General features: G+C 39.2%; 14 protein-coding genes and 1 pseudogene. 14 read left to right on the top strand and 1 reads right to left on the bottom strand.

The features are described 5' to 3' along the window. Window positions 1–87: 87 nt before the first annotated feature. A pseudogene (locus tag HMPREF9625_RS11190) lies at window positions 88–726 on the bottom strand (IS1634 family transposase); the annotation flags it as partial. 193 nt (window positions 727–919) lie between these two features. Between HMPREF9625_RS11190 and HMPREF9625_RS09980 the strand changes: the two are divergent. From HMPREF9625_RS09980 to HMPREF9625_RS09915, 14 genes are all read left to right on the top strand, one after another. Beyond that, complete coding sequence (locus tag HMPREF9625_RS09980) at window positions 920–1117, top strand: hypothetical protein (RefSeq protein ID WP_242822670.1); 198 nt, start codon at window positions 920–922, stop codon at window positions 1115–1117. Window positions 1118–1258: 141 nt separating this feature from the next. Beyond that, the gene (locus HMPREF9625_RS09975) at window positions 1259–2110 is read left to right on the top strand and encodes a DUF2262 domain-containing protein (protein ID WP_009534572.1); all 852 of its coding nucleotides are present in this window, start codon (window positions 1259–1261) and stop codon (window positions 2108–2110) included. Window positions 2111–2147: 37 nt separating this feature from the next. Further along, on the top strand, window positions 2148–2909 hold the full coding sequence (locus tag HMPREF9625_RS09970; RefSeq protein WP_009534571.1) for a class I SAM-dependent methyltransferase: 762 nt from the start codon (window positions 2148–2150) through the stop codon (window positions 2907–2909). A 188-nt stretch (window positions 2910–3097) separates the two neighbouring features. Next, window positions 3098–4162 carry an ankyrin repeat domain-containing protein gene (locus HMPREF9625_RS09965; RefSeq protein WP_009534570.1) on the top strand — a complete coding sequence of 355 codons (1065 nt, stop codon included), beginning with the start codon at window positions 3098–3100 and terminating at the stop codon, window positions 4160–4162. Window positions 4163–4181: 19 nt separating this feature from the next. Beyond that, complete coding sequence (locus tag HMPREF9625_RS09960) at window positions 4182–4568, top strand: ankyrin repeat domain-containing protein (RefSeq protein WP_009534569.1); 387 nt, start codon at window positions 4182–4184, stop codon at window positions 4566–4568. Window positions 4569–4832: 264 nt separating this feature from the next. Beyond that, window positions 4833–5258 carry an Rrf2 family transcriptional regulator gene (locus tag HMPREF9625_RS09955; protein WP_009534568.1) on the top strand — a complete coding sequence of 142 codons (426 nt, stop codon included), beginning with the start codon at window positions 4833–4835 and terminating at the stop codon, window positions 5256–5258. A 101-nt stretch (window positions 5259–5359) separates the two neighbouring features. Continuing rightward, window positions 5360–6859, top strand: a complete 1500-nt coding sequence (locus HMPREF9625_RS09950; protein ID WP_009534567.1) for a sugar ABC transporter ATP-binding protein — start codon at window positions 5360–5362, stop codon at window positions 6857–6859. An 88-nt stretch (window positions 6860–6947) separates the two neighbouring features. Next, the gene (locus tag HMPREF9625_RS09945) at window positions 6948–7955 is read left to right on the top strand and encodes an ABC transporter permease (protein ID WP_009534566.1); all 1008 of its coding nucleotides are present in this window, start codon (window positions 6948–6950) and stop codon (window positions 7953–7955) included. 38 nt (window positions 7956–7993) lie between these two features. Then, a complete protein-coding gene (locus tag HMPREF9625_RS09940) occupies window positions 7994–9016 on the top strand; it encodes an ABC transporter substrate-binding protein (protein ID WP_009534565.1) in 1023 nt (340 codons plus the stop codon). A gap of 86 nt (window positions 9017–9102) precedes the next feature. After that, window positions 9103–10125 (top strand): ROK family protein, encoded by a 1023-nt coding sequence (locus HMPREF9625_RS09935; RefSeq protein WP_009534564.1) that lies wholly within the window; start codon window positions 9103–9105, stop codon window positions 10123–10125. Window positions 10126–10217: 92 nt separating this feature from the next. After that, the gene (locus tag HMPREF9625_RS09930) at window positions 10218–10430 is read left to right on the top strand and encodes a helix-turn-helix domain-containing protein (protein ID WP_008902116.1); all 213 of its coding nucleotides are present in this window, start codon (window positions 10218–10220) and stop codon (window positions 10428–10430) included. A gap of 54 nt (window positions 10431–10484) precedes the next feature. After that, the gene (locus HMPREF9625_RS09925) at window positions 10485–11024 is read left to right on the top strand and encodes a Csac_0668 family 2Fe-2S cluster-binding (seleno)protein (protein ID WP_162098212.1); all 540 of its coding nucleotides are present in this window, start codon (window positions 10485–10487) and stop codon (window positions 11022–11024) included. Between the two features lie 10 nt (window positions 11025–11034). Further along, complete coding sequence (locus HMPREF9625_RS09920; RefSeq protein ID WP_009534562.1) at window positions 11035–11775, top strand: response regulator transcription factor; 741 nt, start codon at window positions 11035–11037, stop codon at window positions 11773–11775. Then, window positions 11756–13606: a sensor histidine kinase gene (locus HMPREF9625_RS09915; protein WP_009534561.1), complete on the top strand. Its 1851-nt coding sequence runs from the start codon at window positions 11756–11758 to the stop codon at window positions 13604–13606. The genes HMPREF9625_RS09920 and HMPREF9625_RS09915 overlap by 20 nt, the downstream gene beginning before the upstream one ends. Window positions 13607–13753: the final 147 nt, after the last annotated feature.

Here is a 13753-nt window from a genome sequence, read left to right as displayed (position 1 = left end):
ATTACATTCTACTCCTGTTTTTTCTATTTGACATGTATATTACCTGTCTTTTTGAGTTGAGATTAAAAAATAGTGCTAAGCCAAAGATTAGAACCTATGGCTTAGCATTTTATTTATACCTTCATTATTAAGAAAATACAATGTCAATGGAAGTTTTGTATTTATAGCTAGTTTCTTTATAAAGTCTGAACTGCATGTAAGGTTTATGTATTTATAATCTGAGATCTTTGCTACCTTAAAACCCCTTATAAAGTTAAATATTTCTTCGATTCCATATTTATCTTCTAAGATGTAAATTTGCAGCATTCGGGAAAGAAGAACAGCAAGGTAACATATCAGGAAATGACCGATAATTGAGTCTTGTTTTTGGAGGTATACAGGTCTGGCGTCAAGCTGTGATTTCATTGCCCTGAATGACTCCTCGATTCGCCAGAGATTATGGTATGTATCATATATTTCTTTTGAAGTCATTGACAGCTCTGACGTTACAATTAGATTATATCCTGCAAGCTTTTTTGCTTTTTCTATCGCCTCTTCATTTATTTCAACTTTAATTTTCCCGTCTTCTTTGTTTCCTTTTTTATCTGTAGGTATAAAAGTTACATACTTTGAACAGTCACCAAACTCAGACCTTTTAGCCTGTGAGGTTTTTAGATTGTGGGCTTTTTCAACCAGTTTATTAATCTCGTATATGTGTTTTTCTGCAAGCTTAGGATTAAAGTAAATGGTAAATAACCTGTCTGCCCCAAAAAAATCTGCCAGCTCTCAGGCTGGCAGGTTTTTCTTATAGTGCGCCTAGCGGCGCACGTTTCTAACGGGTTAAAGTCCCGAATCCGCCTGGTAGTGGAAAGGATAAGTCCAATAACTACACGGAATCATGCATGATAAATGAGGCAGATAGATGGAGAGGAAGAAACGTGTGCGAACTAGATACCGAAATCTTAAGGTAATGGGAGTTCCAAAAGACCTAGCATGGAAAGCGGCAAACAGCAGACGTGGCTATTGGTTTACAACACATACAGTTGCTATTAATATGGCAATGACAAAAGAAAGACTGATAAACAGAGGCTTTTACGATTTAGCCACAGCATATCAGTTTGTGCACATCAACTATTGAAAGCGCTGTATACGAGAACCGTACGTACAGTGCTGGGAGAGGACGGCGGTTAGTCACCGCCTCCTACTCGATTTAGGAATAATTATATGTATTGAAAATTATAAATGTTCGGAAATCGTTTGGGATTGATTGGAGAGAATAATGGAATTAATAGAATACATAAGACTAAGAAATAAAATGACACAGAGTGAATGGGAAAACTCTTTTGAGAAAGAAGAAAGAGAGATTATTATTCTAAGACATGAAGGTGGTGGTGGAAGTCTTAGAAACGGTTTTTGGGACTGGGAGGCTTATTTTTTAGCCTATGTGGACTGTAAAACAGGTGAACTGCATAAGGAGGAAGGACGGATAGCATTTCCTGTCACAGACACAGAAAATCTGCCATATCAATTTGAAGATGAAACTATTTACAGATTAAAGGTACGTGAAAAGCTACCAGAGGAAGTTCCAAACGGTGCATTGCCGATAAAAAACTTGTTTTTGGTTGTAGAAGTTCTTGAAAAAAACGTAGCTTGTCCGGAACTTGAAGAAATACTTACAGAGTATAGAAAGCCGATAATTTTGCAAGATGATGTATTGGGTGAACTGACTTATGATAAACAAATTAAATGTTTTGAGGGAAACATAGCTTGGCTTGGTGGCAGGATACATATATCTTTATATGTAGACAAGGATAATAAGAGCGGTATAACAAAGGCTAAAAAGGCTATAAAAACAATGGTTTTGGAACAGGAAAAATGGGATGCAGACCTGCATAGTTTTGCGGCCCAAAAGCTTACAAAACTTGCTTGTGAATGGGCAGAATCTGATGAAGAAGCTGCTTTAATTACAGAAGAAAGCTTTGCAAAGAGAATTAGCTTAAGCTTAATATGGGTGACATCGGGAGGTTCATTTACAGCTTATCTTGATGATGATGACCTTTTCTTTGGACACAGCATAGCAGTTAATGGAAGCCCTAAGAAGGGGCTATTGTCGGCTGATATTGAGGGATAAAACATATACTGATATTTTGGGTAGTGAAAGGAGAAAAATGGAAAAACAAGCACTTATAAATCAATGGTTACTTGAGCAGGAAATAGCGCATATTAAAGGTTGGGATTTCTCACATATTAGAGGAAGATATAGAGAAGAGGATGATCTCCCTTGGGATTTTGAAAACATTATAAAATCCTATTTGAATGATACAGATTATTTATTGGATATGGAAACAGGAGGTGGCGAATTTCTTTTGTCTTTTATGGCAAACGCTAAATATACTGCTGCGATTGAAGGGTATGAACCAAACATCAAAATATGTGAGGACAGACTTCTTCCTTTAGGAATAGATTTTAAAGCATGTGAAGGAGGAGATATTCTTCCTTTTGAAGATAACTACTTTGACATTATTACTAACAGGCATGGTCAATATAACATAAACGAAATTAAAAGAACTCTTAAAAGCGGAGGAGTATTTCTTACGCAACAAGTCGGTGCAGAAAATGACAGAGAACTTGTAGAACTTTTGATAGGTGATGTTGAAATTCCTTTTCCGGAAGCATATTTAAGTATTGCAAGACAGAAATTTACTGATAACGGATTTGACATTGTGGAAGCAGATGAAGTCTACAGACCGATAGAGTTTTATGATGTAGGTGCACTGGTTTGGTTTGCCAGAATTATTGATTGGGAATTTCCGGGTTTTGAAGTGGAGAAATATCAGGATAATCTTTTTAAAGCACAGGAAATTCTTGATAAAGAAGGTGTAATTAAGGGGAAAATTCATAGATATTATTTTGTGGCTAAAAAGAAATAATAAATTTATGAAGAGGTTGATTATTCCGGATTAGTCTGTGGAACTGAGTTTTATATAATGGAAGGCCAAAATAAAGTTGAAGAGGGAATTATAGATGAAATTTTCTCTGCAAAATTGCCACTGCTTAATGTTAATCTTCCATTTTGGATGTATTACAAATGATTTAAATAAAACGAAGGAGAAGAATAATGGCTAAGAAAAGAGTTACCCTGCCAAAAGACTTTGATGAGCTTATTAAGTCCGGAGATATTGAAGCACTTAAAGCTGTCTATGATAAATGTGAGCTTACTGCCTATGATGGAAAATTCGGTCTGCACACTGCACTTCATTACAAGGGTGTACCTGACGAGCTTGTTATCTGGCTCGTTAAGCAGGGACTTGATGTAAATATACCTGACTATTATGGCTGCACACCTTTGTACAGTCAGGCAACATTTGGCATGGATACAGTAAAACTGCTTTATGAGCTGGGAGGAGATATACAAAAGCCAAATAGATATGGAAATACGCCGCTTCATATGGCAGCAGAGTATTTCCGCCCTAATACAGTACACTTTTTGATTGAAAAGGGTGCAGATGTCAATGCTAAAAATGAAAGAGGCGAAACTCCTCTACTAGCCGCTCTTACAGCGTGCGGAGGAATAAGGGTAGTACCTATGGCCCAAATAGCAGAAATGTTAATAAAGGCAGGTGTAGAAATTACGCCTGAGATGGCAGAAAAAGTAGAAATAATCGGTAAGGATTTTGAATTCCACAGGGATGACTTTAGTGAAGCTTCCTGTGAAGATGTAGATACAGCCCTGTCAAAGCTCTACAATATCTTTGGTGCAAAGCCTGTGGCAAAAAGAATAATACATGGCGGCGTTTCTCCTATTCTTGTAAAGGGGAGCACTTGGAAAGAGCAGTATAATGAGCTTTGGGATTTACTAATTCCATCGACAGGAGCCGCAAAAACGGTGCAGGGAGAGGTTATCCGCATAACAGGCAGGGTGGACGATGAAATTAATAGAAACGGTGGAATAAACTGGGATAGGAGTTATAGAAATATGCTAAATTCGCTGCCGGTTCATTTTGCAGAAGGAAATGCGCTGTCAGAGAAGGAGATAGAAGAGAGTAAGGTGCTTATTTCAAAGATAGATGGAAAAGGTTTGGCTGAGGATGGTGTAATTACAAGATTATGCGAGCTTGCAGTTAGTTGGGTAATCTTAAACCCTAACACAATTCCGCTAGGCGAAATAAATTATAACAGATAATAATCACAGGAGATTGCAGATGATTACAATAAAAGACATAGGAGATTTTGAATCTGTTCCCGGGATTGTAAGTGATATTATAAACGGAGATACATTGGCTTTAGATAAGCATTTATCTGAGGGCTTCGATATAGAAGAGGATATAAAACTCGGTAAATATACAAGACTCTCCCCTTTAGACCTTGCCCTTATTATGGAAAATTTTGACTCTGTAAAATGGTTTGTGGAAAAGGGAGCAAATCTGAATGTAAAAGGGAATCCTTCATTCTTACTTGCAGTGAGGTACTGCGATGAAGAGGTTATCAGGTATCTTGTGGATTCTGGAGCAAAAGTAGACGGTGTCAATAATGTAAAGTCAGAGGCTTTTAGTCAGGCATTATATAAGGAATATATAAAGAGCTGTTAAAAGGATAGGGAAGTGCGTGCGCCGATTTTCAAACCTTAAGCTGTATAAAATAGCTCTAGCATTCTACCGCCCTAATTCTGTGCTACATCTTGCCCGGAAATAAGCTTGCAAAGCCATGATGTAAAATGTAAAATTACATCATGGCTTTTTCTTTTTAAATGAGTCCTGCCAGCGAGATAGCGGTAGTTCATTCTAAAGCGCTATTATAGCAAAGCCTAGACTTTACTATTGGACATTATTAAACATAATTTTGACGGAGGATTTATGCAGGTTTCAACCAAATTTACCATTGCCTTACACATTTTAATTGCGGTGAAATACTTTGAAGAAGAATACAAGCTCACCAGTGATTTTCTCTCCGCCAGCATCGGCAGTAACCCGGTAATTATTCGAAACATTATGTCTCAGCTTCGAGAGGCGGGAATTATAGAAATCAAACGTGGCCCGGGAGGAATGCATATCACAAGAGATTTAAAGGATATTTCCTTTTTAGACATTTATCAGGCGGTGGAAACCAGCGGGCAGGGAGAGCTTTTTAACTTCCATGAGAAGCCAAACCCAAATTGCCCCGTGGGAAAAAATATTCATAGGATCTTAGACGAGAGTCTTTTGGAAGTGCAGAAAAAGTTTGAAGAAGAACTGAAAGAGCATTCCGTGGCAGAGGTGTATGAGAGGATGGATAAAGCATAAAAATGTCCCCCGGAATCTAAAAATATTCTCCCTTTTCTTTCTTTTTAAATCTTCTAAAATGAAAGAAAAGGGATATTTTAGATTGTGAAAAAGAGGCGAATATGGGGAATGTTTTGGTGCAAATGAAAAATATTTCCAAGTCTTTTTCCGGTACCAAGGTTTTGAAAGGTGTAAATCTGGAATTAGGCCATGGAGAGATTTTGGCACTTTTAGGAGAGAACGGTGCAGGAAAATCCACTTTAATGAAGATTCTAAGCGGAATCTACAGTAAAGATGAGGGAGAAATCTATTTAGACGGAGAGCTTTGCCATTTTCAAAATCCGAAAGAAGCACAGAATAAGGGTGTTGCCATCATCCATCAGGAAATGAACCTGTGTAATGATTTAAGCGTGAGTGAAAATATCTTCTTAGGTAGAGAAGTGATGGAAGGGTTAAGTCTGAATCATAAAAAGATGGATGAGGAAGCCCAGAAGATATTGGATGATTTGGGCATCAGCATGAAGTCTACAGAGCTGGCAGGGGACTTAAAAGTATCGGAACAACAGATGGTGGAGATAGCCAAGGCTCTTTCTCAAGATGCCAAGGTTCTTATCATGGATGAGCCGACATCCGCCTTAAGCAGAAAGGAAATTGAGGACCTTTTCCGGGTAATTCGAAAGCTAAGGGATGAGGGAAGGGGAATTATCTACATTTCCCATAGACTGGATGAACTTCGAGCAATAGTGGATAAGGTTAGCATTTTACGAGACGGGGAAAATGTTATCTCCGGCGACTTAAATGAATTTTCCATTGATGACATTATCCGACACATGGTGGGAAGAGAAATTCAGGACAAATTCCCACGAATACACTGTGAGAAGGGAAAAGAAATCCTTAGAGTAGAGAATTTAAATGCCGGCCCCAAGGTAAGAGATATTTCTTTTAGCCTGTATGAAGGAGAAATCCTTGGAATTGCGGGGCTGATGGGGGCGGGAAGAACGGAGATGACCAGAGCGCTTTTCGGGGTGGATGAAAAGACTTCCGGGAAAATCTACCTTTTTGGAGAGGAAGTTAAGACAAATACACCTAAGGATAGCATAGAGCTCGGTATGGCTTTAATTCCGGAAGACAGAAGAAAAGACGGACTTTGTACGGATTTAAGCATACGAGAGAATATATCTCTCCCTAATCTGGACAGCATAAAAAATTCTCTAGGAGTTCTATCTAAGGACTTAGAGTTGAAAATTAGTGAGGATACCATAAAAAGCTTGAATGTTAAAGCTAAGGACCGGGAAATGATTTCCAAGAATCTTTCCGGAGGAAATCAACAGAAGGTGGTTTTAGGCAAATGGTTGGTAAGAAATCCTAAGGTAATCCTTTTTGATGAACCCACTAGAGGAATCGATATCGGAGCCAAAGTGGAAATTTATCAAATTATGAATGAACTGAAGAAGAAGGGGGTAGGAGTTCTCTTTATTTCTTCGGAAATGGAAGAAGTGCTGGGAATGTCCGATCGAATCTTGATATTCTGTGATGGGAGAATCACAGGGGAATTAAGTCGGGAAGAGGCAAATCAGGAAAATATTTTGAAGTTGGCAACAAGGTATGAAGAAAAGGTATAAGCGAGGTAATCCGTTACGGAGAAAAGGGCTTAGCTAAGAAAAGCAGGAGTATCAGGCTTGAAAAATATCTGTTTTGCGGGGAGTGAAAATGAAAAACAAAGTAAAAGAAATACTGAGAATCAGAGGAATGAGAGGAGCAATTACTGCCTTTGTGGGGCTAGTAATCATTTACGTTGTTTTCGGATGTATCAATGACAAGGTCTTTTCTTTACAAAACAACTTAAATCTTCTTCGTTCCATGGCAAAGTATTTACTCATCGGAATCGGACAAAGCTTTGTCATGATTACCGGGAACATTGACTTATCCATCGGTTCCGTGGTGGGAATGAGTGCCATGGTGACCGCAAGCTTGATGACAAGAGGAGTGCCCATTGTGGTAGCTCTGTTGGTCAGCCTCCTGATTGGTCTTATTATCGGATATGTGAACGGAGAATTGGTAGGAAAGTTCCAGATGCCTCCTTTTATTGCCACCCTGGGAACCATGTTTGTGGCAAGAGGCATTGCTTATCTGGTCAACGGAAACCGAAATACGGATAACATTGCCAGCATCTTAGGAAAGGATCAAGGTAAATTTTTTCAGGATGCCTTTTACTACGGAAAGATTCTGGGCATCTATACAACCTTCTGGATCGCCTTTTTGATTTTCCTGATTTTTACTTTTATCTTAGGAAAAACCAAGCTTGGCAGACATATTTATGCTGTTGGCTCCAATAAAGAAGCTTCCAGACTTTCCGGTGTAGATATTGTTTCCGTTATTAAGAAAACCTACCTGATTTCCGCATTTTGCTCGGTGATTGTTGGATTTATCCTCTGCGCACAGGCCGGAATGGGAAATATGGAAGCCGGAAATATGTACGAAATGTATGGTGTTGCCGCCGGTGTAATCGGAGGAGTATCTCCTCTTGGAGGCTCCGGCCTCTTACTGGGAACCTTTCAGGGAGCACTGCTTTGGCAGACTTTGGAAAATGGTTTAAACATGGTGGGGGCTCAGGTAGGTATTCAGCGAATTGTAATCGGTGTAATTGTGGTACTGGCAGTACTCATGGATGTCTTGGTTCGAAGCGGAAATGTATTTTCCAAGAAGAATAAGCAGTAAGTGAGGATTGCTATAATATAGAAAGAGAGGAAAACATTATGAAAAAGAAACTTATCTTGCTTGCAACTCTTTTATCCGCTGCAATGCTCTTTGGCTGCAGTTCGGATAAGCAGGATGCTAAAGACACTACTGCGGCAGTGACGGAAGGAACTACAGCAGCAGGAGAGGAAAAGGCTACGGAGGAAAAGGCGGAGAACAGTGGAGAGACAACAGTAAAGGCTGATAAGCCTTATAAACTGGCTCTTATTACTATGGATTCTCTTGACCAGCACTGGGTTACCTTAAATGAAGGCGCTCAGGCGGAAGCAAAGCTCGTTGGCGTGGAAGTAAAGTTTATGTCTCCGGATACCAAGGATGACTCCAAGCAGATTGAGTGTGTAAACAATGCCGTTGCCGGCGGCGTGGACGGAATTATGATTGCAGCAAACGGGCCGGATGCCATTTCTGCTTCTTTAAAGGAAGCACAAGCACAGGGAATCAAGATTGTTTATGTGGATTCTCCTGCCAATGTAGATGCGGAAGCAAGCTTTGCAACCAACAACAAGCAGGGTGGAAAGACTGCCGGAGAAGAAATGAGAAAAGCTTTGGAAGCACAGGGGGTTACAGAAGGAACTATCGGTATTATCAGTACCAATGCTTCTACCCAGTCCACAGTAGACCGTGACAGCGGCTTCAGAGAGGCTTTTGAAGGCTCCAAGTTCACTATCGAAGAGACACAATACTGTGACGGAGATGCTGCGAAGGCACAGACCATTGCAGAAAACTATATTACCAAGGGTGTAGTAGGAATCTTTGGTGCAAACGAAGGCTCTACTGTAGGAACAGGAAATGCAATTAAGGCTTCCGGCGATAGCAAGATTATCGGTGTAGGTTTTGATAAGTCTGACAATATTAAGAGCTTAATTCAGGATGGATATCTTCTTTGCACAATGGCACAAAATCCGGATGTCATGGGTAAGATGGGTGTGGATGCATTAGTAGAATCTTTGAATGGAAAAGACTTAAAGGGCGAGACTGTGGATACCGGTGTATCCGTTTTAAATAAGGATAAGCTTAAGTAAGCTTTAACAAAAGGAATAGGAAGGCGGCTTTTAGAATAATCTGAAGCCGCTTTTCTTGCATGAATTGAAGAAAAAAAGAGGAATGCATGGAGAGATATTATTTAGGATTTGATTTAGGAGGAACAAAATCTGCTGTCATTTTGGGAAGAGATACGGGAGGTCCCATAGAAATTTTGAAAAGGGAGGCAATTCCTACTTTTCAGGGAAACAGAAGTCCTTTGGAAACGATAGAATGCCTCTGCAAGATAGGAGAAGCCTTCCTTTTAGAAAAAAATATCCAACTTCAATCCACAGGAGTCAGCTGCGGTGGGCCATTAGATGAAGAAAAAGGACTGATTCTATCGCCACCAAATCTTCCCGGCTATGATGAGATTCCTATAAAGCGTATTTTAGAGGATAGAATTCAAGTTCCTTCTTTTTTGGAAAATGATGCCAATGCCTGCGCCCTTTGTGAGTGGAGATTTGGAGCAGGTCAGGGGACAAAAAACATGATTTTTTTGACCTTTGGAACAGGGATGGGAGCTGGACTGATTTTGAATGGAAGTTTATATCGGGGAAGTTCCGGAATGGCAGGAGAAGTAGGGCATATCCGTCTTTCCAAGGGTGGTTCCTTCGGTTACGGGAAAGAAGGCTCTTTTGAAGGATTTTGCTCCGGAAATGGCATTAAAGAGATGGCAAGGAGGATGTATAAAGAAAGAGAAGAAGAGGGCAGTTTGGAAGAACAGGACAAAGGTATCACAGACTTTACCGTAAAAAACCTGGCTTCTTTAGTAAAAGGCGGTTCTCCCTTTGCTAGGTCAGTATTTGATCGTTCTGCCCATTATTTGGGAAGAGGCCTTGCCTTACTTATTGATATTCTAAATCCGGAATGTATCGTGATAGGCAGTATTTATGAGCGATGCGAAGCTTTATTTAAAGAAAAAGTAGAGGCAGTAATTCGGGAAGAATGTTTTACAGAAAGTGTAAACTTATGTAAAATAGAAAAATCAAAACTTAGTGATAATATCGGAGATTATGCGGCTCTTTCTGTTGCTATGGAAGTCCAAAGATTTGGAGCAGTTCCAAGTGGGACAAGGAAAAAAAACAAGGACTATCTCAATAAATACTAACGCAAGCACAAGTATAAAATAGGCCAAAGTGACTTATCAGCCTATTTATGATATAATATATCTTAACAATAAAACGGATAAGGGGTAATAAAATGGCAATTTCTTATAAACCATTATGGCACTTATTGGTAGAAAGAGAAATGAACAAAGAAGACTTAAAAAGAGCTGCAAACATAACAAGTAACATAGTTTCTAGAATGAGCAAAAACTCTTATGTGAACTTAGAATCATTAGAAAAGATTTGCCTGGCATTGGATTGCAGAATTGAAGATGTTATAGAAATTCATAGAAATGAGGTGGAATAAAATGAAGAAAATATTTTTTAGAAAGGAGGAAATAAAGTGAGTCAAGAAAATAAGATAAATCAATCTTGCTGAGGTTCAATACAAAAAACCACTGGTACAGTGGAAGAAAAAGCAAATTGCCCCAAATGTCACAAAATAGGAGAAAAGGTTAAGAATATAACTGTAAAGCATATGGTATCAGAAAACCTTATGGGAAAGGTTGTAGATGAAGAAACTTACTATTTATGTATGAATGAAGATTGTGATGTCGTGTATTATAACTTAAACAATGAAAGAGTTTTTTATAAGGAAGATGTAAAAGTTCCTATATGGTTTAAAAAGGATGCAAATCCCAAATATATATGCTATTGCAACCAAGTTACAGAGCAACAAATTATAAACGCTGTTTTAGATGATGGTGCAAAGAATATTAAAGATATTATTAGACTTACAGGGGCAATGAAAAATGGAAAGTGCGAAATTAACAATCCTTTGGGAAAATGCTGTAGTCCTTTTATTCAAGAAACCATCAATAAGGCATTAAAAGGCTATAAATGTAATAAAGAAGAGCAAACTTATAGTATGAAAAGGCTTGACGTAGAAGATGAAAGCTAAGGAAACAGGAATGAGAGTCTTGATAGCGGATGATGAAGAACGGATTTGCGAGTTGATTCAGTTTTTGGGAAATTTTCAAGAGGAAGGCATGGAATGTCTCCCTTTTGCGAAGACGGGAAAAGAGGCTTTGGAAAGGGTGGAAAAAGAACTTCCGGATCTTTTGATTACAGATATTAAGATGCCTGTTTTTTCGGGTCTGCATATTGCTAAAGAAATTGCCAGAAAGAAACTCTCTACCAAGGTTATCATTGTTTCAGCTTTTTCTGACTTTTCCTATGCTAAGGAGGGGATACAGGCAGGGGTGTCAGACTATCTTTTAAAACCGATTAAGAAAAAGGAACTGCAGGAAAGCGTTCGGAAGATTAAGGAAGAATTGACTGGGCCAAGTCTGGAAACCATGATGAAAGATATGCCTTGTTCTCATCTGGTTTCTTTGTCTAAAAAGTTCATTGATCGACATTTTGAGGAGAACATCGGTTTGGAGGAAGTGGCAGAGCATTGTAAGGTCAGCGCCTCTTACTTAAGTACGCAGTTTAAGAAGGAACTGTCGCTTGGTGTCAATAAGTATATTTCCGGGCTCAGGATGGAAAGAGCCAAGCTGCTTTTGGCAGAAACCAATTTGAGTATTACGGAGATTGCTTCCCGGCTATTCTATTATGATACAAAATATTTTTCCAAATGTTTTTTTGAGAAAATGGGGATGAATCCCAAGGACTATAGGAATTCCTTACATGAAAATCGGAGCGAATAAGACAGAATATAAATCGGAATCGGGACAAGGCTTAGTGAGAGCGGAGAAGAATGGTCGGAGTTCCTTATCCTCTCGCCTTCTTCGCTTGTATGCCCTAACACTGGCTTTATTTTTGTTATCTATTTTTATTATTTATCTACTGCTCGCAACCGGAGGCAGCTTCTTTCAGACGGGAATGAAACTGCTTCTTCTGGGGCTTCTATGTCTTTGTATATTGACACTTGCTTATTTTTATTATGACGTTCTCAGACCTTATAAAACTTATCAGTCCACACTGCGAAGAGTCCTGGAGGGTTATAGCGAAGTGCAGGAATTGCAGGAGCTTTCGGTTTATCTGACAGAGGAAAGCCATGAAGAATACCATTATATTTCGGAAATCCTCAGTGCCAATAAAATTATAGAAGAAGGGGAAAAACTGGCCTATATACAAAACCTGCAAAACCAGATGAATCCTCATTTTCTCTATAATATTCTGGAAAATATTCGCTCGGAAAGTCTTTTAAACGGTTTGGAGTCAGTGGCAAACATGGCAGAGCTTTTGGGCGATTTCTATCGTTATACCATCTCCCAAGAAGACAACTTTGTTTCTTTAAAAGAAGAGCTGGACAATGCTGAAGTATATTTTCAAATTCAGCGATTTCGGTTTTCAAAAAAATTAGAATTGAAAGTTAAGGTACAAGAGAATTTGTTATCTCTAAAAGTACCAAGAATTTTACTGCAACCTATCGTGGAAAACAGTATTGTGCATGGCTTAGAGGGAAGAGAATCCGGAGGGAAGGTAGAGATTTCCATTAGCCGCAGTAATCAGCATGTTTATATTCAAGTCTCCGATGACGGCATTGGCATAGAGGAGGAGAAGCTAAGGCAGATAAATGAAGATCTTCGGAATATCCGTAGAGGATTTCAAGGAGGCGTAGTGGGAAAAGGCGGTATGGGTAAGGCCGGAATGGGAGTTTCTCTCCTGAATATTCAGGAAAGAATCCATTTGCTCTACGGACGGGAATACGGTTTATATTTGCAGTCCTTAGAAAATTCCGGAACGGATGTGTGCATGGTACTTCCCCGGGAGCTTTCCGTAAAGCAAGAAGAGGAAAGTTTTATCAGTGAAAGTCTGGATCTTTTGTCCGAGGAAGAAAATGCTTTGATTATTAACACAATCAGTACTAAAGAGCCGGAAAAAGAAGAACTTCTCTTTGCTTTAGAGCTGTATCTGTCTGAGGGAAATCACTTTACTGTAGAAAATTTATCCTTCCAGCTTTTTTCCGGAGAAAGCCTACTATTTTTGGCTTTAGATAAGCCTATTCCCAAAGACTTGGTCTCCGCTTTTAATGACGAAAAAGAGCTGTATTACGGCTGTGTAAAGTCCTATGAGAGCATGATGAAAACTGTTCCGAAGGTCTGGATGACAGGAGACGGCAGCTCCTTGATAGAGGGACAGACTGTGCTTTCTAATCTTTTTGTCTATCAGCCGGAATATCCTCATTTTCTCCTTCGAAACAAAGAATTGATTGCCGAATATAAAGACTTGTTTCCGGAACTTTCCAAAGAAATTCCCTTCCGGGAGCAGGTGGAAAATTTGGAAGAAAAACAGAGAATCTTAGTGGAAATCATGAAAGGAATGATTGCAGGAGCCAGAGTCTTTGCCTTATGGGAAGTGCATTTAGCAAAAAAAGATGAGGAGGAGCTTTATGCCTACATAGAAAAATGGAAGAAAGAAGGATATGCCTTTTTGTTTTTCTCTTCGGAGCCTTCGGATGCACAAAAGCCCTGTGAGCGATTGGGGATTTGGAAGGAAAAGAGAATTTTGAAGGTGATTACTAATTCATTGTAAAGGGGTTTTTTACCATGGTAAAAGGAAATACATTGTTTTTCTTCGCTTGCCAAGTCTGGTGCATTACGGTATTTTATACGGGGATTGGGGCTTCACTTTTTCTTGCGGGAGTCCTTTTCGATTATCAATTATGAAAATGTAAAGAGG

Origin of the sequence: Oribacterium parvum ACB1, assembly GCF_000238055.2 — a bacterium.
GTDB classification, from domain to species: Bacteria; Bacillota; Clostridia; order Lachnospirales; family Lachnospiraceae; genus Oribacterium; species Oribacterium parvum.
This window is presented reverse-complemented; position numbering and strand designations above follow the sequence as displayed.

Bases quoted from the DNA above. Each gene is read 5' to 3' on its own strand.
- HMPREF9625_RS09975 (WP_009534572.1), top strand. From the start codon at position 1,259: ATGGAATTAATAGAATACATAAGACTAAGAAATAAAATGACACAGAGT.
- HMPREF9625_RS09970 (WP_009534571.1), top strand. From the start codon at position 2,148: ATGGAAAAACAAGCACTTATAAATCAATGGTTACTTGAGCAGGAAATA.
- HMPREF9625_RS09965 (WP_009534570.1), top strand. From the start codon at position 3,098: ATGGCTAAGAAAAGAGTTACCCTGCCAAAAGACTTTGATGAGCTTATT.
- HMPREF9625_RS09960 (WP_009534569.1), top strand. From the start codon at position 4,182: ATGATTACAATAAAAGACATAGGAGATTTTGAATCTGTTCCCGGGATT.
- HMPREF9625_RS09955 (WP_009534568.1), top strand. From the start codon at position 4,833: ATGCAGGTTTCAACCAAATTTACCATTGCCTTACACATTTTAATTGCG.
- HMPREF9625_RS09950 (WP_009534567.1), top strand. From the start codon at position 5,360: ATGGGGAATGTTTTGGTGCAAATGAAAAATATTTCCAAGTCTTTTTCC.
- HMPREF9625_RS09945 (WP_009534566.1), top strand. From the start codon at position 6,948: ATGAAAAACAAAGTAAAAGAAATACTGAGAATCAGAGGAATGAGAGGA.
- HMPREF9625_RS09940 (WP_009534565.1), top strand. From the start codon at position 7,994: ATGAAAAAGAAACTTATCTTGCTTGCAACTCTTTTATCCGCTGCAATG.
- HMPREF9625_RS09935 (WP_009534564.1), top strand. From the start codon at position 9,103: ATGGAGAGATATTATTTAGGATTTGATTTAGGAGGAACAAAATCTGCT.
- HMPREF9625_RS09930 (WP_008902116.1), top strand. From the start codon at position 10,218: ATGGCAATTTCTTATAAACCATTATGGCACTTATTGGTAGAAAGAGAA.
- HMPREF9625_RS09920 (WP_009534562.1), top strand. From the start codon at position 11,035: ATGAGAGTCTTGATAGCGGATGATGAAGAACGGATTTGCGAGTTGATT.
- HMPREF9625_RS09915 (WP_009534561.1), top strand. From the start codon at position 11,756: ATGAAAATCGGAGCGAATAAGACAGAATATAAATCGGAATCGGGACAA.